Origin of the sequence: Terrisporobacter othiniensis, assembly GCF_000808015.1 — a bacterium.
Classification (GTDB): Bacteria; Bacillota; Clostridia; order Peptostreptococcales; family Peptostreptococcaceae; genus Terrisporobacter; species Terrisporobacter muris.
This window is the reverse complement of the sequence record NZ_JWHR01000113.1, coordinates 33,900-59,968: the sequence shown is the minus strand read 5'-3', so window position 1 is coordinate 59,968 and position 26,069 is coordinate 33,900. Positions and strand designations below refer to the sequence as shown.

General features: G+C 28.3%; 24 protein-coding genes, 1 pseudogene and 1 riboswitch. Of the genes and pseudogenes, 6 read left to right on the top strand and 19 right to left on the bottom strand.

The window, feature by feature from the left end:
* Positions 1 to 461: 461 nt before the first annotated feature.
* Positions 462 to 1,838, bottom strand: a complete 1,377-nt coding sequence (locus QX51_RS14225) for a transporter permease (protein ID WP_039680558.1) — start codon at positions 1,836 to 1,838, stop codon at positions 462 to 464.
* 303 nt (positions 1,839 to 2,141) lie between these two features.
* On the opposite strand from QX51_RS14225, the gene QX51_RS14220 reads away from it, so the two are divergent.
* Positions 2,142 to 2,924: a threonine/serine exporter family protein gene (locus QX51_RS14220; RefSeq protein ID WP_039680557.1), complete on the top strand. Its 783-nt coding sequence runs from the start codon at positions 2,142 to 2,144 to the stop codon at positions 2,922 to 2,924.
* 4 nt (positions 2,925 to 2,928) lie between these two features.
* Positions 2,929 to 3,411, top strand: coding sequence for a threonine/serine exporter family protein (locus tag QX51_RS14215; protein WP_039680556.1), 483 nt, complete (start codon positions 2,929 to 2,931; stop codon positions 3,409 to 3,411).
* Positions 3,412 to 3,508: 97 nt separating this feature from the next.
* Here the strand turns inward: QX51_RS14215 and QX51_RS14210 are convergent, their stop codons facing one another.
* The 8 genes from QX51_RS14210 to QX51_RS14170 form a co-directional block, all read right to left on the bottom strand.
* The gene (locus tag QX51_RS14210; protein ID WP_039680555.1) at positions 3,509 to 3,946 is read right to left on the bottom strand and encodes a SoxR reducing system RseC family protein; all 438 of its coding nucleotides are present in this window, start codon (positions 3,944 to 3,946) and stop codon (positions 3,509 to 3,511) included.
* 141 nt (positions 3,947 to 4,087) lie between these two features.
* Positions 4,088 to 4,277, bottom strand: a riboswitch (cobalamin riboswitch).
* A gap of 57 nt (positions 4,278 to 4,334) precedes the next feature.
* Positions 4,335 to 5,258, bottom strand: coding sequence for a cation diffusion facilitator family transporter (locus QX51_RS14200; protein WP_039680553.1), 924 nt, complete (start codon positions 5,256 to 5,258; stop codon positions 4,335 to 4,337).
* A gap of 101 nt (positions 5,259 to 5,359) precedes the next feature.
* Positions 5,360 to 6,457 carry a DNA polymerase IV gene (gene dinB / locus QX51_RS14195; RefSeq protein ID WP_039680552.1) on the bottom strand — a complete coding sequence of 366 codons (1,098 nt, stop codon included), beginning with the start codon at positions 6,455 to 6,457 and terminating at the stop codon, positions 5,360 to 5,362.
* Positions 6,458 to 6,538: 81 nt separating this feature from the next.
* Positions 6,539 to 8,044, bottom strand: coding sequence for a DUF1846 domain-containing protein (locus QX51_RS14190; protein ID WP_039680551.1), 1,506 nt, complete (start codon positions 8,042 to 8,044; stop codon positions 6,539 to 6,541).
* A gap of 352 nt (positions 8,045 to 8,396) precedes the next feature.
* On the bottom strand, positions 8,397 to 8,600 hold the full coding sequence (locus QX51_RS14185) for a hypothetical protein (RefSeq protein WP_039680550.1): 204 nt from the start codon (positions 8,598 to 8,600) through the stop codon (positions 8,397 to 8,399).
* Between the two features lie 102 nt (positions 8,601 to 8,702).
* Positions 8,703 to 12,053 (bottom strand): ABC transporter permease, encoded by a 3,351-nt coding sequence (locus QX51_RS14180; RefSeq protein WP_242842753.1) that lies wholly within the window; start codon positions 12,051 to 12,053, stop codon positions 8,703 to 8,705.
* Positions 12,034 to 12,693: an ABC transporter ATP-binding protein gene (locus QX51_RS14175; RefSeq protein ID WP_200886405.1), complete on the bottom strand. Its 660-nt coding sequence runs from the start codon at positions 12,691 to 12,693 to the stop codon at positions 12,034 to 12,036. Before QX51_RS14175 ends, QX51_RS14180 begins: the two co-directional genes overlap by 20 nt.
* Before the next feature lie 123 nt (positions 12,694 to 12,816).
* Positions 12,817 to 14,481, bottom strand: coding sequence for a ribonuclease J (locus QX51_RS14170; protein ID WP_039680547.1), 1,665 nt, complete (start codon positions 14,479 to 14,481; stop codon positions 12,817 to 12,819).
* A 140-nt stretch (positions 14,482 to 14,621) separates the two neighbouring features.
* Here QX51_RS14170 and QX51_RS14165 point away from each other — a divergent pair, with 140 nt between their 5' ends.
* Positions 14,622 to 15,137, top strand: a complete 516-nt coding sequence (locus tag QX51_RS14165) for a spore coat protein (protein WP_039680546.1) — start codon at positions 14,622 to 14,624, stop codon at positions 15,135 to 15,137.
* Between the two features lie 60 nt (positions 15,138 to 15,197).
* Here the strand turns inward: QX51_RS14165 and QX51_RS21275 are convergent.
* Both QX51_RS21275 and QX51_RS21265 read right to left on the bottom strand, forming a co-directional pair.
* Positions 15,198 to 16,196 (bottom strand): annotated as a pseudogene (locus tag QX51_RS21275) (M20 metallopeptidase family protein).
* A gap of 30 nt (positions 16,197 to 16,226) precedes the next feature.
* Positions 16,227 to 16,379, bottom strand: a complete 153-nt coding sequence (locus QX51_RS21265) for a hypothetical protein (RefSeq protein ID WP_242842750.1) — start codon at positions 16,377 to 16,379, stop codon at positions 16,227 to 16,229.
* A gap of 112 nt (positions 16,380 to 16,491) precedes the next feature.
* Here QX51_RS21265 and QX51_RS14155 point away from each other — a divergent pair, with 112 nt between their 5' ends.
* Entirely contained in the window at positions 16,492 to 17,133 is a 642-nt protein-coding gene (locus tag QX51_RS14155; RefSeq protein WP_039680545.1) for a cyclase family protein, read from the top strand.
* Between the two features lie 166 nt (positions 17,134 to 17,299).
* On the opposite strand, the gene QX51_RS14150 is transcribed toward QX51_RS14155, so the two are convergent.
* The 6 genes from QX51_RS14150 to QX51_RS14130 all read right to left on the bottom strand — a co-directional run bounded on the left by QX51_RS14150 (position 17,300) and on the right by QX51_RS14130 (position 21,812).
* Positions 17,300 to 18,526, bottom strand: coding sequence for an MFS transporter (locus QX51_RS14150; protein ID WP_074429492.1), 1,227 nt, complete (start codon positions 18,524 to 18,526; stop codon positions 17,300 to 17,302).
* Positions 18,527 to 18,559: 33 nt separating this feature from the next.
* Complete coding sequence (locus tag QX51_RS14145) at positions 18,560 to 19,165, bottom strand: hypothetical protein (RefSeq protein WP_052233070.1); 606 nt, start codon at positions 19,163 to 19,165, stop codon at positions 18,560 to 18,562.
* Positions 19,166 to 19,179: 14 nt separating this feature from the next.
* The gene (locus tag QX51_RS19610) at positions 19,180 to 19,386 is read right to left on the bottom strand and encodes a MerR family transcriptional regulator (protein ID WP_052233069.1); all 207 of its coding nucleotides are present in this window, start codon (positions 19,384 to 19,386) and stop codon (positions 19,180 to 19,182) included.
* Positions 19,387 to 19,464: 78 nt separating this feature from the next.
* Positions 19,465 to 20,832 carry an MATE family efflux transporter gene (locus tag QX51_RS14140; RefSeq protein ID WP_039680543.1) on the bottom strand — a complete coding sequence of 456 codons (1,368 nt, stop codon included), beginning with the start codon at positions 20,830 to 20,832 and terminating at the stop codon, positions 19,465 to 19,467.
* Positions 20,833 to 20,906: 74 nt separating this feature from the next.
* Positions 20,907 to 21,560: a DMP19 family protein gene (locus QX51_RS14135; RefSeq protein WP_039680542.1), complete on the bottom strand. Its 654-nt coding sequence runs from the start codon at positions 21,558 to 21,560 to the stop codon at positions 20,907 to 20,909.
* 39 nt (positions 21,561 to 21,599) lie between these two features.
* Positions 21,600 to 21,812: a hypothetical protein gene (locus QX51_RS14130; RefSeq protein WP_039680541.1), complete on the bottom strand. Its 213-nt coding sequence runs from the start codon at positions 21,810 to 21,812 to the stop codon at positions 21,600 to 21,602.
* A gap of 182 nt (positions 21,813 to 21,994) precedes the next feature.
* Here QX51_RS14130 and dpaL point away from each other — a divergent pair, with 182 nt between their 5' ends.
* On the top strand, positions 21,995 to 23,233 hold the full coding sequence (gene dpaL / locus QX51_RS14125) for a diaminopropionate ammonia-lyase (RefSeq protein WP_039680540.1): 1,239 nt from the start codon (positions 21,995 to 21,997) through the stop codon (positions 23,231 to 23,233).
* Positions 23,234 to 23,238: 5 nt separating this feature from the next.
* Positions 23,239 to 24,174, top strand: coding sequence for a D-aminoacyl-tRNA deacylase (locus tag QX51_RS14120; protein WP_039680539.1), 936 nt, complete (start codon positions 23,239 to 23,241; stop codon positions 24,172 to 24,174).
* Positions 24,175 to 24,467: 293 nt separating this feature from the next.
* Here the strand turns inward: QX51_RS14120 and QX51_RS21255 are convergent, their stop codons facing one another.
* On the bottom strand, positions 24,468 to 24,653 hold the full coding sequence (locus QX51_RS21255; RefSeq protein ID WP_242842749.1) for a YitT family protein: 186 nt from the start codon (positions 24,651 to 24,653) through the stop codon (positions 24,468 to 24,470).
* Between the two features lie 139 nt (positions 24,654 to 24,792).
* Positions 24,793 to 26,034, bottom strand: a complete 1,242-nt coding sequence (pepT, locus tag QX51_RS14110; protein WP_039680537.1) for a peptidase T — start codon at positions 26,032 to 26,034, stop codon at positions 24,793 to 24,795.
* Positions 26,035 to 26,069 lie beyond the last annotated feature (35 nt).

Genomic DNA, 26,069 nt, shown 5'->3' with positions numbered 1-26,069 from the left:
TAAAAAAGTTGTCCATCGCTCAGACTAATCATTATCTGAATATCTGGCTTGGTTTGTTTGTTGTTTCAGTTTAATTCTTAAAGAATTAATTTATTGTTAACCTACTGTTTAATTTTCAAAGTTCTTTGTTCGTTTCAACTTCTTAAGTTTATCAAAGTTGTTTTTATTTGTCAACACTTTTTTACTTTCTTTTTTCCACAAGTTATTAAGTGTTTTGTCTTTTTTCCAAGACAAGTATAAGTTTATCATCATTAAAATATATTGTCAATATTCTTTTATATTTTTATTATTTATTTTTCCCAAATAATTATTACTTGTAAATTCTTACATTTATAAAATAAACTTCTATATATTTAATTACTAATTTTATTATATTATCATAAACATAAAAAGACTATAGAATTAAAATTCTATAGCCTCTTTATATCAATTTATTTTATAAATTAATCATATCACTTTAATTATAATAAGAATATAGCCAATATGGTTGTTACTACAAACCCTATCATAATAGGTATAAAGTTTCTTTTCCCCAACTCTATTGGACTAACTCCACAAATAGCTGCTGCTGCAACTAATGACCAAGGAACTAAACATCCGCCCCCTACCCAAATAGCTGCTATCTGACCTAATGCTGTAAGAATAGCTACATTTGCATGAATTGCATTTCCAAATACTAGAGCCAATGATCCAGCTAGTGACATACCTGAAAATCCAGAACCATCAAGCCCTGTAATACCACCAACAACTGTTTCAATTCCTGCTGCTGCAACCTTATTAAATGGTACTGCATTCGATAATGCTATACCTATATCTGATAACAATCCTTGAGATCCTTTTGTCAAAACATCTCCGAATACTGTTGTTACTGATGAATCTCCTAAATAGAAGAACGCAGCTATTGGTATGATTACGGCAAATATACTTATAGCAAATCCAAATCCATGAATTATATGTTGAGAAACTTTATCTAAACATTCCGTCGGGCTACTTAATGCATTTACAAAAACTAGTAATGCTACTGATGTTCCACCAAGCAAAGCTGTTGCATCTCCACCTTTTAAATCAAATACATACATTCCAACTATATCTAATATAAATGCTATTGCAACAATAAATACAGAAAGTTTTGCTTTTGGTCCTACTTCTTTTAATTCCACGTCTGATTCTCTAGCTAATGCTAATTCCTGTTCAAACATTCCCCTCTTTATATCTCTTCTTAACATATAAAATGCTACTGATATTGTTACTATTGCCATTGTCCAATATAGTGGCATACCTTCAATTATAACTGATTGTACTGGTATACCTGCTGCACCCGCTGTTATACTGGGTGCTCCTTGAATCACGAAATCAGTTGATAAGGCTAATCCATGACCAAATAAGTTTATTGCTACAGCTAACCCCATAGCTGGCAACCCTGAACGAATTGCTATTGGTAAAAATATTGCACCTATTAATGCACATGCTGGAGATGGCCAGAAGAACCATGACATTACTAACATCGCAATTCCTGAAACAAAGAATGCAGTTGTAGGGCTTTTTATTACTTTTGCAAATGGCTTTACCATAAAATCTATGGCATGATTTTCTTCTAGTGCTTTAGATAAAGCTACCATAATTCCTATAATTAGTATTATCCCACCAAGTTCATTTAGTGCTACAACAAAAGAGTTAAAAACTCCATTAAGTGCTCCTACAAAGTTTTTCGTAAAGAATAGTCCTAGGAAAAATATGCCTAGTACACAAGGTACTACGCTTTCTTTCTTCAAAATCATAGTAATTAAGATTATTACCATGAAAATGATATAGATGTAATGTGCGCCTGTCAAAACCATAATAAATTTCCCCTTTTCCACGATAAGATAATAACATTATATGGTTTATTAAAATAAAGTGTTCATAGGGCATACTTCCACTCAATACTACAAATTTACATTTTCTATCATAATTACATAATGAAATTTGTTATTTTTTATTTAAAAATATACAATACCATACTAAAAAGAGGGAATATTTTATTTGTTTCAGAATATAATTTATGGTTGGAATAAAAATTTCCAATAAAAGTACAAATGATATAACTATTTCAAATTATTTTTGCTATAATCTTTTTATCATTATATTAATAGGGGGACTTTATGAAAAGGGAATTTCAAGTTAGCTATAAAAAAGAAATCTTAAGATTCGCCTTGCTATTAGGAGAGCAAATGCTTATCAACGGTGCAGAAACTGCTAGAGTTGAAGATAGCGTACTTAGGGTTTGTAAATCAAGAGGATTCAAACATGTCAATGTTTTTACTACACCAACTTGTGTAATAATATCAGACGAGAAATTTGATGGTCTTACTTTTATGAAAACTATATCTAGAAGAACAATTAACCTTACTAAGATAGATAGGTTAAACAACATCTCTAGAGATTTTGTTCAAAATGAAGATATTGATCCATTGGAGGCCATCGGTAGATTGAGAGAAGTTGATGCAGTAAAGGATTATAATCAATTTGTATATTTTATTGGTACAGCCATGGCTTCTGCATCATTTGCTTATTTAATTGGTGGTACTAGTGTTTTAGACTTTGTACTTACATTAATTATAGCTACCATAGGAGTTATCATTTATAATAAAACGTTAAAACTTAATCAAATACCATTTTTTGCAACGCTTATAAGTTCATTTTCCATAGCTGTTTTAGGTAATTTATTAGTTCAATATAATGTAATTGAAAATTCTACCTCTCTGATAGTTGGTTCTATAATGCCACTTTTACCTGGAGTTGCCTTTATTAAAGGACTGAGAGATTTAATTTCTGGTAATTTAATCGCCGGTGTATCTAGAATCGTTGAATCATGCTTGATATCAGCTGCTATTGCTGTAGGCGTGGGTGTTGTACTTGACTTAACTGTTAGATTTGGAGGTTAGTTGAATGAGTTTATTTAATTTATTAGAGAGTTTCTTTTTTTCATCTTTAGCTACTATAGGATTTTCAATATTCTTTAACTCTCCTATAAAATCTTTAATTCCTGCTGGAATTATTGGTGGAATAGGATGGACTGTTTATATCATATTATTTAATTTCTCTGGTAATGCTATTTTAGCAAACTTCTTTGCAGCTGCACTAATTTCACTTCTTAGTGAAATATTAGCTAGAAAAATGAAGTATCCCGCTATTATATTTGTTATACCAGGTATTTTACCTTTAATACCAGGGTTAGGACTTTATAATACTATGTTATCTCTAGTTGAAGGAAATTATACAAATGCTATGTCAATTGGTACTAACTCACTCTTTGTAAGTGCTTCAATCGCAATGGGCGTACTATTAATCACTTCACTAGTTAAAACTTATTATATAATTTGTTTTAAAATCAATAATAAAAAACTCCAGTTAAAAAAACTTATAAAATAATTTTTTATTATATATAAAATAAGATATTAAAATACAATAAAGTTTATAATAAAAAGAAGCATTCATAAATAAATGCTTCTTTTTATTATAAACAATTCTACTTTTCTTCTATTATTCTAGTTACCTTAGGTATATACTGTCTACTCTGTTTAAATTTGTCATCATTTTTTCTTAGTAACAAATAAGATATACAAGTACAAATTAAACCAACTACTCCACTTATAACTTCAGTCGGTCCCGAGAATTTAATTAAATCCAATATGTAATATGTCAATATTGTTCCCACAAGCAAAAATATTAAAGGGACTAAATAGGCAAGCAGAGTTGCCTTAAGCACCCTTACACTTTCCATACTAACTTCTACATGATCTCCTTTTTTTGCTCCTATAGAATTGTCTACCTCCACCACTAAATCCTGACATTCAGACGATAACTTACTACATTTTCCACAAGATGCACATGCTGAATGACGTTGCATTATCATTTTAGCAGTTCTATTGTCTACAATGTCTATAATAAATCCCTGTTGATTCATAATTTCATCCCCTTCATTTAGAAACCTTAACTAGAGAATAAGTTATTACTCTTTTACAAAAAAGTTAATTTTTTTCTATAATATGTTCCGTTAATACCTATTTATTAATAACCCATATTACAGTATTTCTCTCACACCCGAAAGATCATGTATTTTTAGGCAGGTCTCCTGACTTAAAATCATCCTACTCACTTCTCCTTCCCATTTTACCAGTGGAGTTAAAGCTCTCCAAAGCTCTAAGTTTTCGTCATTATTACAGTAGCGGGGGCTGCTGTGGATTTTCACCACATTCCCTTTTAAGCCATTTGGCACCTTGAATAACATACTCATTCTCTAGTTAAATGCATATTTTAGTATGCATCTTAATTATAAAATATAAATTTTTTTTCTACAATACATTTTCATCTTTATGATATGGTTCAATATGAATTATCACTTGGCAGTTTGGATTAATATTATTTTTAATTTCTCTTTCTATATTATGAGATAGTTTGTGAGCATCTTCAATACTTGTGTTAGCATCTATCATTATATGCATATCTACATATATATCATTTTCTACTCCTCGACTTCTTATATTATGAATATTTTTTATTTCTGAAAAAGTATTTAGTATTTCAATAATTCTTTCTTCTCCTATCATCGCTTTATCTAGCAATATGCCAATGGATTCTTTAAAAATTTCATAAGATGCTCTAAGTATAAATAAAGATATTATTATAGATATAATGGGATCTATAATTTGAGGAAGCCCAATCCTAATTCCTATCAAAGATATCAAAACTCCTACTGATATGAAAATATCGCTTTTAGTATGAATTGAATCAGATATTAATATAAAACTATTATATTCCTCGCCTTTTCTTCTTTCATATATAGTTACAAAAATATTTATACCGATAGTTAATATTAGTGAAATCAAACTTATTAACGTTATACTTATCTCTCCAGGATTAACAAAACGCCCAAATCCAGTAATCAATGTCTTTAAGCCTAAAAATAAAAGCATGCCTCCAATAAATAAACTAGCAATTATTTCAGATTTTTTATGACCATAAGGATGTTCTTTATCCACTGGTATACTTGCTATAGTAATCCCTATTAAACCTACCACGTTAGAAAGTCCATCAGATAAGGAGTGAATCCCATCTGTACTTAAACTAGCACTATTTATTAAATAACCAACTACCATTTTAGTTATAGCCACACCTAAGTTAGCAAACAGTATTATCCATAAAACAAACTTAACTTTTTTACAATTCCCCTTTAAACTATTTTTTTCATCATTATCATAATTAATTACCTTTTCCATAAATCTCCCTCCAATTTTGAGTTATATTAATAGTTAATAACTTTTATCATCGTCCCATATATTCAAAAATCCATGGACAAAGCCCATGGATTAAAAAATATTTATTTAGTTTTTCTATTATCAATATATTCAAATAGGGTGATATTTGTTCCTTCTTCTTTGTTAATTAAATTTAATAATGTAACACCTACAAGTCTTATATCTTTATGATTATGTTCAATGTTTTTGAATAAGTTAAAAATATTAGTTCTAATATCTTCATGAGTAAATATGGGGTTTATTAAGCTAGCACTTCTAGTTATTTGCCTAAAATCACCATATTTTATTTTTAGAGTTACTGTCCTTCCCATTTTTTTTAAATACTCCGCCCTATAAGCAACTTCTTCACAAAGTTCATCTAAAATATTAATTAATTTTTCATCTTCTATGTCTAAATTTTCGCTCAATGTAGTCTCTGCTCCAATAGATTTCCTTTCTCGATAAGGTTCAACAGCTCTATGGTCTATCCCCCTCGACAGTTGATAAAATAAATATCCTCTATTTTTAAAAATAGATTCTAATTCATTTATATCTAATTGTCTTAAATCATATCCTGTTTCAACTCCTAAATTATGAAGTACTCTTTGTGTCACTTTTCCAACTCCAAAAAATTTACTTATAGGAAGGTTATCTAAAAATTTTTGTGTATTATCTTCTCTTATAATAGTTAGTCCATTTGGTTTGTTATAATCTGATGCTAATTTAGCTAAAAATTTATTGTAAGATACTCCTGCAGATGCAGTTAATCCTGTTTTTTCATAAATTTCTTTCTTTATCAATTTTGCAATTTCTGTAGCATATTTTATATTTAATTTGTTATCCGTCACATCTAAATAGGCTTCATCAAAAGATAAGGGCTCAACTAAATCCGTATATTTATGAAAAATCTCTCTTATTTCATAAGATACTTGCTTATATACTTCAAATCGAGGTCTTAAAAATATGGCATATGGACATCTTTTATAAGCAGTTTTACATGGCATAGCAGAATGAATTCCATATTTTCTTGCTTCATAAGAACATGTTGCTACCACTCCTCTTCCCTGAGGATTACCTCCTACAATTACCGGTTTTCCTTTTAAGGCAGGGTTATCCCTTTGTTCAATAGAAGCATAAAAAGCATCCATATCTATATGAATTATTTTCCTTTTATTTTTCATAATCATCACCCTTTATTTCTTATCGTTTACTTTATTTTAAAATAGGCCACATTGATTATCAATATGGCCTCAAGTATCTTATTAGTTATAGTATAAATTTTGAGATGGATAATTGGGATCGCAAGTTACATGCATTCCTAACTTTCTAAATGTTTGTTCATCATCTTTGCTTATTATTGTAGTTGAATGAGCTTGTATATTTTTTAATTCTTCAAGTTTTTCCATAGCAAGTTCTGCTGTTGGATTAGTTACTGCACATATAGCAAGTGCTGATAAAACTTCTTCTAAGCTAAGTGATACATTTTTCCCCCCTAAAGTTTCTGTTTTTAATTTTATAATTGGATTTAATATTACTGGCGATATTAAATACATCTCATCTGGAATATTAGCCATATATTTGATTGCATTTAATACTGCTGCTGCAGATCCACACATTAAATCAGAACTTTTTCCTGTTATTATTGTGCCATCTTTAACTTGCATAGCAACTACAGGACAAATATCTTGATTATTACTTTGTGATTTTAGTTTTTCTGAGTATTCTCTTGCAGGCATAACTACGGCTCTATCTTCTGGTTTAACATTAATTTTTTCAAGTATTAAAGATATTGTATCATAAGCATCTTTGTTTACTTCACCTTTTTTGTATTGGCAAGCAGTATTGAAGTACCTTCTTATTATTTCATCTATTGAAGCTCTACGAACTACTTCATCATCTATTATTCCAAATCCAACTCTATTAACACCCATATCTGTTGGTGATTTAAACATAGATTCTTTTCCAGTTATTTTTTCTATTATTTTCTTTAATACTGGGAATAACTCTAAGTCTCTGTTGTAGTTAACCGATTTTTCTCCATAAGCATCTAAGTGGAATGAATCTATCATGTTAACATCTTTTAAATCAACTGTTGCAGCTTCATAAGCTATATTAACTGGATGATTTAATGGTAAATTCCAAACTGGGAATGTTTCAAATTTTGAATACCCAACTGAATTACCCCTTTTGTTTTCATGATATAACTGACTTAAACAAGTTCCAAGCTTACCACTATTTGGTCCTGGAGCAGTTACTACTACTATTGGTTTAGTTGTTTCTATATATGGATTAGCTCCGTATCCTTCATCACTAACTATCGTATCTACATCTGATGGATATCCTTTAGTTGGAGCATGTTTGTAAACTTTTATTCCACGTCTTTCTAGTTTATTTATAAACACTGTTGTTGCAGGTTGTCCTTCAAATCTAGTTATAACTACACTATTTACATTTAGATTATAACTTCTTAGATCATCTATAAGTCTTAGAACTTCCATATCGTAAGTTATACCGAAGTCACCTCTTACTTTATTACGTTCTATATCACCTGCATAAACGCATATTACAACTTCTACTTTATCTTTTATATTTTGTAAAACTTTTATTTTAGCGTTCTCATCAAACCCTGGAAGTATTCTTTTTGCATGTAAGTCTCCCATTAGTTTTCCACCAAACTCTAAGTATAATTTATCAAATTTTTCTACTCTCTCTAGGATATATTTAGACTGTTCTTTTAGATATTTTTCATGATCAAATCCGACTCTCATTATGCACCTCTTCAAAAATTATTTTTTAACCTTATTATTTTTCACTAAGGCATTATTATATACCATACAAGTAATTTTTTTCAAGAAGTTTTTTATATTTTTTGGGATTTTTTCAAACAGAAATAAAAGATAGTAGTATTTTTCTATCTTTAAGGCTTGTATTTATAGATTTTTATTGGGTTTGTTTTTATTAGTTTTTAGTGAAAAATAGGCGCATAATTTCACCACTTTTTTTGTGGTGGAGTTCTATTATATGATAATATTTTTTATTAGTCAATAGTTTTTATAAAAAAAAACAACCTATTTGGAAAAATCCAAATAGGTTATTATAATTTAAATTATAATATTTTTATTAGCAGCATCCACAACCGTCATCACCATCAAAACCACATGCGCAAACTATTAATAATAGTATTAAGAATGGTATCCAAGCACAAATATCTATTTCTGTCCAGCAGTCTTGGAATGCTAAGAATAAGAAGAATAATATTATTATCCACCATCCAGCTCCAAAGAATCCTCCATCTTCACATCCACCAAAGAATCTATCTAACATTACGTTACCCCCTTGTTGATATTAAATAAATTTGTTATCTAAAATATACTATGAAAGTAGGTACGTTTTTGACATTACTTTTTTATAAAAAATAAATATTTTTTAATCTATTGATTTTAATGATTCTACCATCTTTACATTTTTAAGCTTATAGAACATTGCTATATTCACAAATAAACTTAAAACTATAGTTAATATAGCAGCTATAAAATAACTATTTTTATCTATCACTCTACCAAACATCATAGACTGAATTTCTACTGTTACCATAATAAACTGATGTAATATAGTTCCAAGTCCTAATCCTACTATTGTCCCTATGATTGTTAGAATTATATTTTCTCTATAAATATAAGCCGATACTTCATTATCATAAAAACCTAAAACCTTTATAGTTGCAATTTCTCTTATTCTTTCTGATATATTCACATTTGTTAAATTATATAAAACAACAAAAGCTAAGGCTCCCGCAGACATTATCATAATTAATACTACATAGTTAAGATTTTTTATAGTATTGTGGAAAGTTTCTTTTGCTGATGTATTAAATCCTACACCATTGATAGTTTTTATTTCAAATAATGTCTTTGATAATTCTTCTTCCATTTTTACGTTTGGATTATTTAAAACACCTAAAACCTTATTAAATTTCAGATCTTTTTTAAATAAATTATTATAACTTTCAGGTGAAATATAAGCATAATGTGATATATAATTTTCTGTTATATTACTAACTTTTACTGTTACTTTTTTATCATCATCATTAATTAACTCTATCTCATCTCCTACTTTTACGCCTAAATCTTTAGCTATTTTTTCTGTTATAACTATTCCATCATTTTTAAGGGTTATGGACTCTTGAGTTTTTCTATCTTGCAAATGAATAAACTCATCCATTTCATTTAGATTTTGTGGTACAACTATGGTTATTTCTTTAGTTGTATTATTAATTTTTACATCTCCATTTTCATAGCTGAAAAATTCGTATTTATTTATTTCATTTATATTTGATAATTTATCTTTCAATTGTTTAGTTTCATTATCAGTCATATTAGACTGCGTAACTATAGACATATCATATTTAAACAATTTTCCGTATTGTCCTGTTACAATAATTTCTATGGAATCTTTTATTCCAAATCCTGCAAGTATTAAGGCTGTACATCCTGCAATACCTAAAACAGTCATTAAAAATCTCTTTTTATATCTAAAAATATTTCTTATAGTAACCTTACTAATAAAACTAAATTTATTCCATATAAAAGTAATTCTCTCTAATAGTATTCTCTTACCATTTTTAGGTGACCTAGGTCTCATTAATACAGCTGGTGTTTCTTTTAATTCTTTATAACACGCCAAGTATGCAGAAGATGTTATTACTATTAATGCTACACTAGTAATGCCTATTGCTATTGGCACACTAAAAGTATAAATTATTTTATCAACTGAATACATCATTCCATAAGCAAAATATATAACCGTTGGGAACAAAGTAAATCCTATGGCTAAACCTAATAAACTACCTATTAAACAAGCTATTAATGCATATAGAATATACTTTTTGGATATTTGACTAGTTTTATATCCTAATCCTTTTAATGTTCCTATATTAATCCTTTGTTCATCTACCATCCTTGTCATAGTTGTTAAACAAACTAAAGCTGCAACAGCAAAGAAAAATACTGGAAATATTTTTGCTAATGCATCTATACTATTAGCACATCCTTCATATTCAACAAAAGATTGATGACTATCTCTATCTAAAATGTACCAAGTTGGTTTTTCTATTTTCTTTATTTCTTTTTTAGCATCTTTTATTTTTTCTTCTCCAGTTTTAATTTTTTCTTCTGCCCTTTGTAATTTATTTTCTGCTTTACTTAATTCCGATTCTACTTTTTTCTTATTCTCTTTTAATTCTTTTTTAGCTTTTTTAATTTCTTCTTTACTTTGTGATAATTCATCTTCAGTATCTTTAAACTTTTTCTCTGCCATCTGTTTAGAAGATTCTAAATTTAACTTTTCTGATGATATCTTTTTTTTACTTTTTTCTAATGTATATTTACTTTCTTCTAGTTTTTCTTCACCAGCTTTTAGCTGCTCTTCGCTACTTTCCAATTTTGCACTACAATCTTTATAGTTTTTTTCCAATATAGATAATAAATATAAATTTTCATTTAACTTATTTTCCAACTCAGTTTTTTGTTCTTGTGTCAAGTTTTCATTTTTAAGTTGTTCTTCTATTAATGTATTTCCACTTTTTAAATTATAAATTTGAGTATTAAGATCTTTTAGTTGCTCCTCTCCATTTTCAATTTCAACTTGAGCAATTTCTTTTTTATCATTAAATTTATTTAATGCTTTTTCATATTCTTTCTCACCATTTATTAAGTCAACTTCTGCTTTTTCTATCTGAGATTGTCCTTGCCTTATCTTCTCAAAAGTATTATGTTTCTCACTTTTTAGTTGTTTTTCTCCATTTTCAATTTGTTGAACATATTTATTTATCTTATTTTCTGCTTCTTGTAACTTATTTTCTGCTTTTAGTTTATTTTCTTCATATTCTTTTTTGCCTTTTTCAAGATCTTCTTTTGCCTTAGATAATTTATTTTCTTGCTTATCTAGCTTATCCTCAGCATCTTTTAAAATTTCATTATATCTTCTGTTTCCCAGCTTAACTTTTAAACTTTCTATTTTATCGGTTACTGTTTTTACTAAGTTAAAATATTCATCACTATACGTATCTAAATCTTTTGCAGATTGTACAGTTAAAAACATTTCTGTATAAGCGTCTAGCTTAAAATCACTTTGTGGTATCATAATGGCACCTTCCACTACTCCACCACCAATAGAGCTATTTCCTTTTTCATGTGATAAATAATAAGGTGTTTGAACATATCCTACAACAGTATATTTTAACTTAGATAATGAATTACTTAGCTTGTCATCTGTACCTGAAGTTAGTTCAATTTCACTTCCAATAGGATAGTTCAATGTTTTAATCTTTGGTACTTCTAAAACACATTCTCCACTTTTATTAGGTAATCTACCTTTAATAAGCTTAAGTTTATTTATATAATTTTTATCATCATTTAATTTATTTAGATTTAAACCATGGACTTTCACTACTTCTTCATTGGAATTATAAGTTGAAATTACATCTAAGGAGTAGGTAGGATAAACTGCTTCTACTCCATTAATATTATCTATTTCATTTACATCTTTATTTGTTAATCCTAAAGTTGAAATTAACCTAATATCCATTAAATTGTAATCATCATAATACTTATCAGAAGATGTTTTCATTACTATGGGAGCAGATTTTACTCCTGAAAAAAATGCTACTCCCAAAGCAACAATTGCCACTATAGAAAAGAACCTTCCCTTAGATTTTAATATACCTCTTATAAAATCTTTATTTAGAGCTCTTATCATACTACCACTCAATCCTTTCAACAGGTGTTGGATTTTCATTGATAGTAATAGAACTTATCTTTCCATTTTTGACCTTTATAACTTTATCTCCCATAGGAGTTAGAGCCAAGTTATGTGTAATTATTATTACTGTCATTTTCATTTTTCTACAAGTATCTTGTAAAAGTTTCAATATGGATTTTCCAGTATTATAATCTAAGGCTCCCGTTGGTTCATCACATAGTAATAACTTTGGATTTTTTGCCAATGCTCTTGCTATTGCTACCCTTTGTTGCTCTCCTCCAGATAATTGAGCAGGAAAGTTATTTTTTCTATGACTAAGACCTACAGCTTCCATAACTTCATCTATATCTAACGGATCTCTACAAATCTGTGTTGCAAGTTCAACATTTTCACGAGCAGTTAAGTTTTGTACTAAGTTGTAAAATTGAAATACAAATCCAATATCATACCTTCTATAGGTGACTAACTCTTTATTAGTGTATTTGTTAATCTCATTATTATCTACAATAATTTGACCACTAGTTGGACTATCCATTCCTCCAAGAATATTTAATATTGTACTCTTTCCAGCTCCACTTGCACCAGCAACCACAACAAATTCACCCTTATTAACTGTAAAATCTACTCCGCTTAGAGCTTCTATATTAACTTCACCCATTTTATATATTTTTTTAACATCCCTAAATTCAATATAATCGCTCACTTATTCCCCCTCAATTCTATAAATATTTGTTAATTAATTATATCATAGGATAAATATATTTTTGCAAACGCATTCCACTTATATTTCCATAATTATTGGGAATACGCTAGGTCTTCTTTTTGTTTTATCATAAAGCAATTGTTCTACAGATTTTTTTACACTTGATTTTAGTACTTGCCATTCAATAATTTCACTTGCTAAACATTCATCTATCTTTTCCTTAGATAAATTTTTAATTTCTCTTATTAAATCTTCTGACTCTCTCACATAAATAAATCCCCTAGTAATCACATCTGGCCCTGAAGCAATTTCATAATTTAATTTATCAATTGCAATCACAACTATAACCATTCCATCTTTAGCTAGATTTCTTCTATCTCTTAAAACAATATTTCCAACATCACCTACACCAAGACCATCAACATATAATATTCCTGTATGAACTCTTTCTGTTGCAGAAGCTCCTTTAGATGTAATTTCCAATACTTGACCTGTTTCCAAAGTGAAAACATTCTCAGGATTCATACCAAGTTTTATTGCTAAGTCAGCATGATGTTTTAAATGTCTGTACTCACCATGTACTGGCATAAAATACTTTGGATTTACTAGTGTATGAATTAATTTCAGCTCTTCTTGATAAGCATGACCAGATACATGTATATCTTCTAAATCTTCATAAATAACTTCCACACCTTTTCTAAATAATTGATTAATAACCCTCGAGATTATCTTATCATTACCTGGAATTGGTGAAGCTGAAATAATAAATAAATCATCTGAGTGTATTTCTATTTTTCTATGGCTACCAAAAGCAATTCTTGAAAGTCCTGCTCCTGCTTCACCTTGACTTCCTGTAGTTATAATAGTTATATTTTCATCTGGATATCTATTCATATCATCTATATCAATTAATGATTCTGCTGGTATATTTAAATATCCAAGCTCAATTGCCACCCTAGACACATTTTCCATACTTCTTCCACTAAAAACTATTTTCCTATTTTCCTTTATAGAAGCATTTGCTATTTGTTGCATTCTATGAATATTAGATGCAAATGTAGCCACAATAACTCTTCCTTTTGCTCCTGTAAAAATTCTATTTAAAGTTTCGCCTATGGTTTTTTCTGATAACGAATGACCTGGTCTTTCTATATTTGTGCTATCAGCTAAAAGTAATAACACTCCTTTTTTACCAAGAGTTGAAAATCTATTCAAATCCATAAGCCTTCCATCTATTGGTGTATAATCTATTTTAAAATCTCCCGTATGAATAATTACTCCTATAGGAGTTGTTATAGCTAAAGAGCAAGCATCTGCTATAGAGTGAGTTGCTTTTATAAACTCCACTTTAATCTTATCAAGAGTCACTATATCTCCACTTTCCACAGGATAAATTGTTACTATATCTGTCATCTTATGTTCTTCTAATTTATTTTTAACTAATCCCAATGTAAGTCTAGTTCCATAAATAGGCATATTAATTTGTTTTAAGATATAAGGAATTGCTCCAATATGATCTTCATGACCATGCGTTAAAAACAAACCTTTAACTTTATCTTTATTTTCTATTAAGTAAGCTACGTCTGGAATTACTAAGTCAACTCCATACATATCTTCGTCTGGAAATGATATACCACAATCTATAACTATTATTTCATCTTCATATTCTATAGCTGTTATGTTTTTTCCTATCTCTCCTAATCCTCCAAGTGGAATTACTTTGACACATTTTCTTTTTCTCATGTCTATTCTCCTTTTTCACCGTCTAAATCAATTTATTTTAATTTTATATTTTTCCTCATCACATTGTATGCTCTTATTATTATTTGCAATATATGAATAATTTATATTTTTAAAGTAAAAATATAAATGGAGGTGATTCAGTGGTAAATTTAACTAGCAAAGAAAAATTTTTACTAGAAGGCGAAAAATATCAACAACAATTAGCAATAGATAAATACAATGACTATGCTTTACAAGCACAAGATAGCACTCTAAAAAACCTATTTTCTAATTTGGTTAAAATTGAGGAAAAACATTTAGGTATGATTGATGATATGTTACAAGGTAAGATTCCCGAAATAAATAAAAAAGATCTTCATCCATACTATAAAAATAATTCTATTACATCCAATGATTATATAAATATAGATAATATTACCTTAACTTCTATATATGATAATAACAGCTATGAAGATGGTGATAAAATTATATGTTTTGATGCTCTAACTACAGAAGAACTGCTTCATTCAACATCTAGTGCATCTAGTTTAGAATTTGAAAAAAGTGAATTTTACAACGTTTTAAAATACATAATTGATGAAAAATCAGAAAATCTTAAGTATATCAATGATTATATGAGTAAAAAAGGAATGTACAATAATATTATTTATTTTTAATATCCACTTAAAATAGCCATATTAAACAAATCACTTTGTTTAATATGGCTATTTTTATAATTATTTTTCATTAAAATAAATTACATTCAGTACATGCATAGCTGTCCCTATAAATAAACAATCTTCATCAATATCAAATGTGTCTGTATGAATTAAGCTGTTTATTCCTTTTTTCTTATTTCCACAACCTAAATGAAAAAATGATCCTTTACAATCTTCTGTATAGAATGAAAAATCTTCTGCTCCCATGGAAGGATAGGCTTTTTCTTTATAAGATTCTTTACCAAGTAGTATCTCTCCATTAAATTTTATGATATATACTAATTCTTTGTCATTTATAACTGGCGAATACCCCTTATTTTCCAAATATATGCATCCTTTACATCCATAAGCCTTTGCTGTATTTTCTACTATAGTTTTTGCTTTGTCCATTATAATCTGTTTGCTTTCCTCATTTAAAAATCTGATTGTTCCGTTGATCTCAACATTTTCGCATATAACATTTTGAGCTTCCCCTCCAGAAATTTTACCTAAGGTTAATACTGCCATATTAGAAGGCGAAAGATTTTTACTTATTATGCTTTGTAAAGGTGTGATAACTTGATCCACAAAAACTAGTGCATCCGTTCCATTTTCAGGATACGCACCATGAGTCCTCTTTCCTTTTATCTTTACACTATTTGAACTAGCATTTAGAGTTCCCTCTTTACATTCAATACATCCCTTTTCCACATTTGCCTGAACATGTAATCCAAACATATAATCAACTTTAGTATTTTGCAAGCATTTATCTTTAATTAAATATTTTGCTCATCCAAATCGTTCTTCTGCTTCTTGGAAGAAAAATTTAACATTTACTTTTAAATCATTTCTCATATTATATAAAACTTTACAAGCTCCTATAAACATGGCTGTATGAGCATCATGTCCACAAGCATGCATAACTCCTTCATGCTTTGATTTATACGTTTTATTATTTTGTTCTGTTATTGGTAATACATCTATATCTGCTCTTATTGCAATAATTTCATAACTTGGATCTTTTATTATATACGCCAAAATTCCTCTATGACTTTCAAATTCTTTATATTAAATTTCAATTTCATCTAAATATTTCTTTGTTTTTTCTTTCGTTATATATTCTTCCATGGCAAGCTCTGATGTCTCATGTATATCTCTTCTAGTACTAATTATCCATTCATTTAAATCATTTACTGTGTTAATTATCTCTTGAAAATTCATATTATACCCCCATAGTATATGCAAATTTCATATATAATATAATTATAGTATAGGACATTAATTAGAATTGTTGCATCTTGTATATTAACTTTATATTTTTAAGGAGGTAAAAATGAAAATAATTGATTTAACTCACTCTATCGCAAATAATATGACTGTATATCCTGGAGGCCCAAAACCACAAAATAAAATAATAAGTACCGTATCTGAAAATGGATATAAAGAAACTGAATTACATATTCGCTCACATAATGGAACTCATATGGATTCTCCTAACCATGTTTTTGAAGATGGAATCTCCCTTGATAAAATTAATGTAATAAATTTTGTAGGCACTGCCGCTCTTATTGATTGTTCATCTTTAGGAGAAGGGGATATTATTACTTATGATTTCATTGAAAAAAATAAAGAAGCTATTGATAATAGTGAATTTATAGTATTTAAAACTAATTGGAGTAAATATTGGAATACGGACAAATACTTAGGCCAATATCCTGTTATAAGTGATGAAGTTGTGGATTTTATTAAGACTTCCAAAAAGAAAGGGATTGCTTTTGATACAATTTCTGTTGATCCTATAGATGTGTCTGTTTTAGCTAAACATCATAAAATTCTTAAAAATAACATTTTAATATTTGAAAACTTAACTAACTTGGATTTAATAGATAGCGATACTTTTATATTTTGTGCTTTACCGCTTAAATTTGAAAACTCTGATGGAGCTCCAATAAGAGCTATTGCTATGCTAGACTAAATAAAAAATTCGCTTCGCTTATGTCGCCAACGGCTTTGCCCGTTGCTCAAGTCACAAAGTTATAAATTATATGTTATCCATAGAACAGATAACATATAATTTCCTTACAATAAAAAAATCAAATTTATATTATAATTGCAGTTATATAATATAAATTTGATTTTAACTAATTATTTAAATCATCCAATAATCCTCTTTTAATTTCTCTATAAAGCATTATAAAGCATACAACAAATGTAAAACTCGCTAAAGAAAATGCTATTACTATTGATGAATATTTAAGTATTACACCCGATAAAACAAATGATATCATCAATCCAAAATACATTAATGTTGATGTAAGTCCATTTACTTTACCCAAGTATTCTTGATCTGTTATTTTAGTCATAAGTGTCATTACATATCCACTTAATAAAGCACCTATAACATTATCTATGAATTGTAAAATCATTGTAAATACAGGTAATGTTGAATATCCTTCTAAAAATACTGTTATAGCAAATACTCCTATTAAAGAATATACGATCTTCATATCTTTTAAATATTTGGATATTGCAATATATAATAATCCCCCAACTACCGCCCCAATTCCTGCAATACCTGAGAAAAACTGATAAAACTCTTCATTTAATCCCAATCTTTCTGTAATCAAAAATATATCTAAATTACCTGATATTCCAATACCAAAGGAAAGAATAAATAACATTTTTGCAAAAACTTTTATCACCTTTTTATTGTTCACGTAATTAAATGTAAGCCTTGCATCCTCTATAAATCCATCACTTTCTATTTTTTCAAATTGTTTGTTTGGTAGTGTAATGATAAGAGCCACAGAAAGTAAAAACATAAAGGCTATTATTAATAATGTTTTTCCTATTCCAAAAGTAAAATAAAAATATGATCCTAAAAATGGTCCTATTATAGGAAATATGGATGCTAATAGTTGAGAGATCCCTATAGCCAAATCAATCTCTTTCTCATCTACATATTCTTTAAAATATTTTTGTGATGCAGGATAAGAAAATTGCGTAACTATAGCCGATATTAACACTGTTATAAATATAGCTACCATATATCCTTTACTAATTAAAGACCCTAAAATCACAAAAGAAATAAAACTTAAAAAATCCCCTAGAAACATTAATTTCTTAGGATTATATTTATCAGCTATTATTCCCCCTAAAAAAGTTAATAAAAACATAGGTACCATTTCTACAAAATTTAGTGCAGAAATTGCCATTGGATCCTTATTGGTAACATCCATAATAAAAAACATTACAGATATATTTCTTATCCAGATAGCTGCTTGCTGTATTATATCTGTAAATAAAATTGTTGTGAATACTCTATTTTTAAATAAATTCAAAACTTTACCTCCTAATTCTTTCTTCATTTTCTTATTCTAAAGAATGGAGTAAGTCTACAGTCAACTATTTTTTATTTCTAAAATTATTTTCACAAAATAATCGTCCTTATTATTTTGTTTTGGCAAAGAAAAATCATACATTATATAAACATTTGTACATTTATTTTCATTAAAATACTTACTAAGAGATACTATATATTCATTTAATTCCTCTTCATTTCCATAAAAACAAGTTGAAATAACATTACCACTTAAATATTTTTTACTTACTTCTAAATCTTTTTTAGCTATATACTTTTGAATTAAATCTTTATTATTTTTATTTTCTTTTATATAAATCTCATATTGATTTTCTTCTAAGGTTCCATCTTCTAAAATTTGATGAATGTAGTAATACTCTTCTTCATCAAATCCTAAACCTTCTTCTAACTCTAATAAAAATTGTTTATAAAAGCTTCCATCAAATATTTTTTTGAACTTAATTCCATAAAGATTCATTGATTTTTCATATATATTTAACTTACTAAAATCATATTCATTTTTAAACTTTATTATTTTATCTAGTGTTTCTCTAGATTCTTGTAAGTGTTTTTCTTTTATCCTTAATTCTTCTATTTGTTTCTTTATAGATTCTTCTTGTTTTTCAATTAAATTTTTATACTGCATTAAACTTTCACTTTCTATAGTTTTTTTATTTCAGAAAGAGGTATTCCAAGATATTTAGTTTCAAGTATTAATCCTAACTTCTCAAGATCTTCTTCATAATAATATCTATATCCATTAGTTTCATTCACTTCTGGCTTTAAAACTCCAATTTTATCATAATGTCTTAAAGTATCTTTACTTATCTCAAATAATTTACTTACCTGTCCTATTGAAAACTTCAATTTCTCAACTCCTTTTTATTTCTAAAAACATTATAGACTATGGTGTAACTCCATAGTCTATAATGCAATAGTTTTTACTTATAGATAATCTTCACTCAAATATAATTTATGTGTTTTCCTAAGGACAACCAAAATACTCACCAATAAAATACCTTTTACCATACTACTTAATGTTATACTCCACCAAACTCCATTTAACCCAAGTATATCAGGCCTGCAAAGTAAAATTGCTAATGGTATTCTACAACCAGTTAATACTGCAATTATTATTGAAGGTATATATGTTCTACCTAATCCTTTAAAAATTCCAGCAACTGTAATTTCTAAACACATAAAAAGTTGGGAATATCCTAGTATTTTTAAATAATCTACGCCTTTTAAAATTGCCTCTGGTTCATTTATAAAAGATCTAAATATTGGCTCTCCTAAAAATACTAATATTACTGTTGTTAAAATACCCCATATAAATACACCTATTAATGCATATTTAATACTTTTATTTATTCTATCAATTTTCTTAGCACCATAATTTTGCCCTACAAAACTAGATAAAGCCGATGCAAATCCTTCACAACTATTCCAAGATATGGATTCTATTTGAGACCCTACTTTTTGAACTGCAATTGCTACTGGCCCAAAAGATGCTACTATAACTCCCATTATCATAGAAAAAATAGTAAATAATCCATTTTGAAGTGCCACTGGTATCCCAAGTACAAATAAAGTTTTATAATAACTAAAATCAATTTCCCTAAATAGTTTAATTTTAAAATGATTTGCATTATCTTTCATAATTAAATAGATAAAACATAATGACACAACTATATGAGATATAATCGTAGCAAGAGCAGCACCCTCCACCCCCATTTCAGGTAATGGTCCTATCCCAAATATTAACACTGGGTCTAGAATAATATTAGTAACTAAACCTATTGTATTTATTTTAAATGGTGACTTGCTATTTCCTAGGCCTAAGAATATTGATGTAAATACAGGGTTTATAAAATAAAACATCATACCGAATCCTACAATAACTAAATATTGCTCAGCCATATTAATAACTTCCATATCTTCTAATTTAAAAAATCCAACAAGCGGACTCTTAAAACAGATTAGAACTAAACTATACAAAAAAGATAAAATCATATTAATCTCAATTGCAGATTTAATATAGTATTTAGTGCCTTTTTCATTTTTTTCTCCTACACTTTGTGCAACTTTAATATCTCCACCGACTTTCGAAATCATAATAAATGCCATGGCAAGCCAAGGATAAAATCCTGCTGTTCCAACTGCAGCCACAGACTTACTACCTATTTTTCCAACCCAAATCATATCTATAAGGCTGTAGGCAATTTGTATAAAAGCAGTTCCCATTATCGGTAATGATAGTTTTACCAATTTTTCAACAATATTACCACTAGTTAAATCAATTTGTTCGCTCATAACGTCTCCTCTATAAAGTATTTTATCTTAAGCTTATAAAATGCCACCCAAAATGGGTGGCATTTTATATTCACTTAATTATTTTCTATTAACTTTTGTTCTTCTTCCATTTCTCTTAAAATTTTTAATTCTTCTTCACTTAAATCAGAAAAATCAACTATATTTTCTCTAATATAATTAGCCATAAATAATCTTAAATCTATTTTTTCGTATAAGTTATTAAAGTTAGAAAAATCAAACTCACTCATAAATTCAGAATACTCTTCAACACTTCTTTTATTTATATAATTTATTGCTTCTATGACATTATTTTTTTCCATAAATTGCCTATATTCTTTGAATAATTCCAAAGCCTTCACGTCTTCAAGCGCTTTTTCTAAATAATTCATAGTTATATTGCTTACATTAAAAAAATATTCTCCTAATCCTCCATTTTGCATCTCTGTATCAAACCAGAGTAAAGTATACATATTTCTATGAGTTGTCTTCATATTTTTAAATACTTCTAAATCACTACATCCATACCCATACTTAAACTCTAAATCATTGTCCACCATACAAAGTAAATCTTCATCATCATAATTTAATACTCTTATATCACCTTTTTTGCGTTTTTCCTTTTTTTCAACCTTTATAGATCTAGATTTATTCTTTATTACTAAAAGTATGATTATATTAATTGCCCCCAAGATTACAAAAAACAAAAGTATTTTACTTGTAAATGACATAATACATCCCCCCTTATATTCTAGATAATTTATAATACCCTAATATGTAAAATATAAAAATGATAAAGTCGACATTATTATTCCAATTATTATACATACTATGGCTAATATCTTTGATTCATTGTACACTTTTTTCTTATTTTTCACCTCATATGAAAAACAATAAATAAGAAAAATTATTCCACTCAATATAAGCATAACCCCTATAGTACCTATAAAGAACGTTGCCATAATAGAGTTTTTATTTTGCATTTTTTCACATCCTTGTATTTATTTCTATTAATACAATTATTATATTATACTTTTTCTTCATTTTGGAATATAAACTTATAATACTACAAGTATTTTATCTTTACCTTCAATAACAACAGCTATATTTTGCTATAATTATTTTATACTAGTTTTTATAAATTATATATTTGGAGGAATATAAGATGATAAGCTTTGAAGAACAATTAGGAATTAATGTAATTTCAACATCTACGGACAATCATAATTTACCTCTATTTTTAAATGAAGAAATATCTGACAGAGTAAGGAATTTTCACTCATCAATTAGTAACTATAAAATAACACCTCTTATATCTTTAAACAATTTAGCAAAAAAACTAAATATTAAAGGAATTTATATTAAAGATGAATCCTATAGATTTAATTTAAATGCTTTTAAAGGTTTGGGTGGTTTATATGCTATTTTTAAAATAGTATGTAAAAAACTAAATCTAGATGATAGCAAAACAACTTTTGAAGATTTGCAAAGCCCTGAAATAAAAGAATATTTGAAAGATATGGTTTTTATAACTGCTACAGACGGAAATCACGGTAAAGGTGTGGCATTTGCTGCATCAAAATTAGGATGCAAATCTATAGTTCTTATGCCAAAAGGAACTGTAGAAGTTAGAGCTGAGGCAATTCGCCAAGTTGGAGCTTATGAAGTAACTATTACGGACCTTAATTATGATGATGCTGTAAGAAAAGCTGCTAAGTTAGCTGAGGAAAATAACTGGTATCTAGTTCAAGATACAGCTTGGGGTGGATATGAAGATGTTCCTAATTTTATTACCCAAGGGTATACGACAATGGCAAATGAAGCTTATGATCAATTACAAGAATATGGTATTGAAAAACCTACTCACTTATTTTTGCAGGCTGGTGTAGGCTCAATGGCTGGAGGAGTTTTAGGATATTTCGCAAATAAGTATAAAGGTAATCCTCCTATTACCACAATTGTGGAGCCAAAAACTGTTGCTTGTATTTATAAATCAGCTTTGTCTGGTGACGGAAATCCTCATGCAGTTACTGGAGATTTACAAACAATAATGGCGGGTCTAAATTGCGGTGAACCCAATACTGCTACTTGGCCTATTCTTAGAGATTTTGCATCTTTCTATGCTGCTTGTCCTGATTATGTAAGTGCTAAAGGAATGAGGATTTTATCATCTCCTATAGGAGATGATAAAAAAATTATTTCTGGAGAATCTGGAGCAGTTGGTCTTGGGTTACTATCTTTATTAATGGAAAGAGATGAATTAAAAAAAATAAAAGAAGCTATGAATTTAAATTCAGACTCTGTAGTTTTAATATTTAGTACAGAAGGCAATACTGACCCTATAGGATATGATGAAATAATTTATGATGGTAAAAATCCAAGTTCATTTGTGGAAGGAAGGTAATTTCAATGAATTATAATAAAAAAGCTGTATATTTTTTCTGTACAGATTATGAAAGAGATGAAGTTGCACCAAGGGTTCTTAACTACTTAAAAAATAATTATCCCCTTAAGTTGAGCAATACAAAATTTGATAACAGAGATATTTATAATTATGTTGATAAAAATAATAATTTATTTACTTATGTAGAGACTAATAAAGTTTTAAGCTATGATTACGATAAATACATACCTATTTTAAATGAGTTCTTTTCAGACTATGACATAGCTGGTGTTGTAAACTGGCATGGTGGAGAAAAAGCTCCAGATAAAATTCTTACAGTTCATTCAACTGGTGATGTTGTAGGAGGAGTGTACGCTCCTTCCAATCCTCTATATTTAAGAAATTTATTAGTTTCTATAGAAAAACATAGAGTTGAAAATAATCTAGATGATTTTAAGGTAATGACTGAAGGAACTCATTGGACAGGTACCATAAGAGATGGAAATATTAATTTAATAGATAAATATCAAGTTCCTCTATTTGATATAGAAATAGGCAGTACTTTGGAGAGTTGGACTAATGAAACTGCTGTAAAGACCCTGGCTACATCTTTGCAAGAGGTTTTCTCTGATGAAGAAGAAGTAAAAATCCTTCTTTGCACTGGCGGTATGCACTTTGAGGAAACTTTCTCAAATATTATTATAGATAAGGATTATAAAATTTCTGTGGGACATGTTCTTCCTAATCAATGGTTAGTTCAAGGTGAATATGATAAAGATGAAAAATATGATTTATTAAAAAAGTGTACTGACTCTATTATTGGTAGTATTGACGGAATAGTAATTCATGATAATTTAAAGTCTGGTTATAAAAATCAAATTAAAAAGCTTGCCGAAGAATTAAATGTACCTACTTTTAAACATAAAAAACTAAGAACTCCAAAGGATTTACCTATTTGGTAAAATTCATTACATAATTAAAAAGCATATATTAAGTAAAGTATCAGACTCTTATAATTTTGCTTAGTATATGCTTTTTGTATCTTTAAATTATCTATTTATATTTAAACTTTCTTTGTCTTTAATATGTTGTCCAACGATTTTACCCACATCTGTGATTGTCAGAAAATCAGATACATCATCCGCTTCAACTATTTTCTTAAGTCCTCTTACTTCTAGCCTTGTAACAACAGCATATAAGTCTACTTTTGCTTGATCTAAACCTTCTGACCCTGTATCTAAGCAAGCTCCATATCTTATAATAAAACCACTCCTATTCCCAGAAGTATACCACCAAATACAATTGCCATAAGTATATCGTTAATAACCTCTTCAACAAACTTAAATACTTCAAGCAATAGAGAGAATAGAATCATAGCAAAGGAAACTTGAATTAGAAATACTTCCAAGGCTAGTGCTGCCAATAAGATGCATATAGTCATAAATATATAGGAAAGAAGAATAATAATAACAACAACCACCCAAGAATTATATTCTTTATTTTTGAACATATAAACAACACTCTTAAACTTTTAATCTCTATATTAATAATTATATTCCACTATTTGTACTATTTAGAAGTTATTTAATATTATCATGGTTTATTACATCATTTTTTATAATATTAATTATGGTTTCCTTAGCTTTTAACATATCTTCTCCTGAAACATATTCATAGATTCCATGAAAATTTGCTCCACCAGTAAATATATTTGGCGTTGGAAGTCCCATATATGATAGCTTAGCACCATCAGTACCCCCTCTTATCGGAATTATGTTTGGTTTTACTCCAGCTTCTATCATGGATTTCTTAGCCAACTCTATAACATACATAACTGGCTCTATTACTTTTTTCATATTATAATACTCATCTTTAACTTCTACTTTAACTATTTCTTTTTCATATTTTTTATTAATTCTATCACCTATATTTTTTAATAAATCCTTTCTCTTTTGTAAATTCTCTAGGTCAAAATCTCTAATTATATATTTCAACGTCGCGTTTTCTATACTACCTTTAAAATCTGTTATCATATAAAAACCATCGTATCCATCTGTTTTTTCTGGTACTTCATCTTCTGGTAACAATGAATGAAATTCCATTGCTACTGTAGTTGCATTTATTAAAATATCCTTTGCTGAACCAGGGTGAACACTTTTCCCTGTAATATTCACTATAGCACCTGCTGCATTGAAATTTTCATATTCTAACTCTCCTAAATACCCTCCATCTATGGTGTAAGCAAAATGAGCATTAAATTTTTTCACATCAAATAAATCTGCACCTCTCCCCACTTCTTCGTCTGGTGTAAAACCTATAGCAATAGGACCATGCTCTATGTCTTTATTTTCAATTATATATTTTATAGCCTCCATAATCTCTGCTATACCTGCTTTATCATCAGCACCAAGCAATGTAGTTCCATCTGATGTAATTAGAGTCTTTCCTACTTGATCTTTTAAATACGGAAATTCATTTATGGATAAAACAATATTTTTTTCTTTATTTAAAATAAGATCTTTACCATTATAATTTTTATGAATTTGTGGATTTACATTTTCTCCACAAGCTGCTGGTGCAGTATCCATATGAGAAATGAAACCTATTGTATTACACATTTTATCTGTGTTTGATGGTACAAATCCGTAAACATAACCATTGTCATCCATATAAGAGTTCTCAACACCTATTTCTTTTAAGTCCTCCACTAAGATTTTAGCAAGATTTTTTTGTATTTCTGTACTCGGTGTACTTGTTGAATCTTCATCACTTGTTGTATATATTTTTGCATATTTAACAAAACGTTCTATTAAATTTTCCATCTCTAGTCCTCCTATTTATTTTAATTTTTTACATA

Bases quoted from the DNA above. Each gene is read 5' to 3' on its own strand.
- QX51_RS14145 (WP_052233070.1), bottom strand. From the start codon at position 19,165: ATGCAGTATAAAAATTTAATTGAAAAACAAGAAGAATCTATAAAGAAA.
- QX51_RS21255 (WP_242842749.1), bottom strand. From the start codon at position 24,653: ATGACTATATGCATCTTATTGGCAGCACTAGCCTTGGAAGTATTTCTA.
- QX51_RS14200 (WP_039680553.1), bottom strand. From the start codon at position 5,258: ATGGAAAAGGTAATTAATTATGATAATGATGAAAAAAATAGTTTAAAG.
- QX51_RS14155 (WP_039680545.1), top strand. From the start codon at position 16,492: ATGAAAATAATTGATTTAACTCACTCTATCGCAAATAATATGACTGTA.
- QX51_RS14225 (WP_039680558.1), bottom strand. From the start codon at position 1,838: ATGGTTTTGACAGGCGCACATTACATCTATATCATTTTCATGGTAATA.
- QX51_RS14215 (WP_039680556.1), top strand. From the start codon at position 2,929: ATGAGTTTATTTAATTTATTAGAGAGTTTCTTTTTTTCATCTTTAGCT.
- QX51_RS14190 (WP_039680551.1), bottom strand. From the start codon at position 8,044: ATGAGAGTCGGATTTGATCATGAAAAATATCTAAAAGAACAGTCTAAA.
- QX51_RS14140 (WP_039680543.1), bottom strand. From the start codon at position 20,832: ATGAGCGAACAAATTGATTTAACTAGTGGTAATATTGTTGAAAAATTG.
- QX51_RS14220 (WP_039680557.1), top strand. From the start codon at position 2,142: ATGAAAAGGGAATTTCAAGTTAGCTATAAAAAAGAAATCTTAAGATTC.
- dinB (WP_039680552.1), bottom strand. From the start codon at position 6,457: ATGAAAAATAAAAGGAAAATAATTCATATAGATATGGATGCTTTTTAT.
- QX51_RS14210 (WP_039680555.1), bottom strand. From the start codon at position 3,946: ATGAATCAACAGGGATTTATTATAGACATTGTAGACAATAGAACTGCT.
- QX51_RS14185 (WP_039680550.1), bottom strand. From the start codon at position 8,600: ATGTTAGATAGATTCTTTGGTGGATGTGAAGATGGAGGATTCTTTGGA.
- pepT (WP_039680537.1), bottom strand. From the start codon at position 26,034: ATGGAAAATTTAATAGAACGTTTTGTTAAATATGCAAAAATATATACA.
- QX51_RS14120 (WP_039680539.1), top strand. From the start codon at position 23,239: ATGAATTATAATAAAAAAGCTGTATATTTTTTCTGTACAGATTATGAA.
- QX51_RS21265 (WP_242842750.1), bottom strand. From the start codon at position 16,379: ATGAATTTTCAAGAGATAATTAACACAGTAAATGATTTAAATGAATGG.
- dpaL (WP_039680540.1), top strand. From the start codon at position 21,995: ATGATAAGCTTTGAAGAACAATTAGGAATTAATGTAATTTCAACATCT.
- QX51_RS14150 (WP_074429492.1), bottom strand. From the start codon at position 18,526: ATGAAGAAAGAATTAGGAGGTAAAGTTTTGAATTTATTTAAAAATAGA.
- QX51_RS14175 (WP_200886405.1), bottom strand. From the start codon at position 12,693: ATGGGTGAAGTTAATATAGAAGCTCTAAGCGGAGTAGATTTTACAGTT.
- QX51_RS14130 (WP_039680541.1), bottom strand. From the start codon at position 21,812: ATGCAAAATAAAAACTCTATTATGGCAACGTTCTTTATAGGTACTATA.
- QX51_RS14135 (WP_039680542.1), bottom strand. From the start codon at position 21,560: ATGTCATTTACAAGTAAAATACTTTTGTTTTTTGTAATCTTGGGGGCA.
- QX51_RS14170 (WP_039680547.1), bottom strand. From the start codon at position 14,481: ATGAGAAAAAGAAAATGTGTCAAAGTAATTCCACTTGGAGGATTAGGA.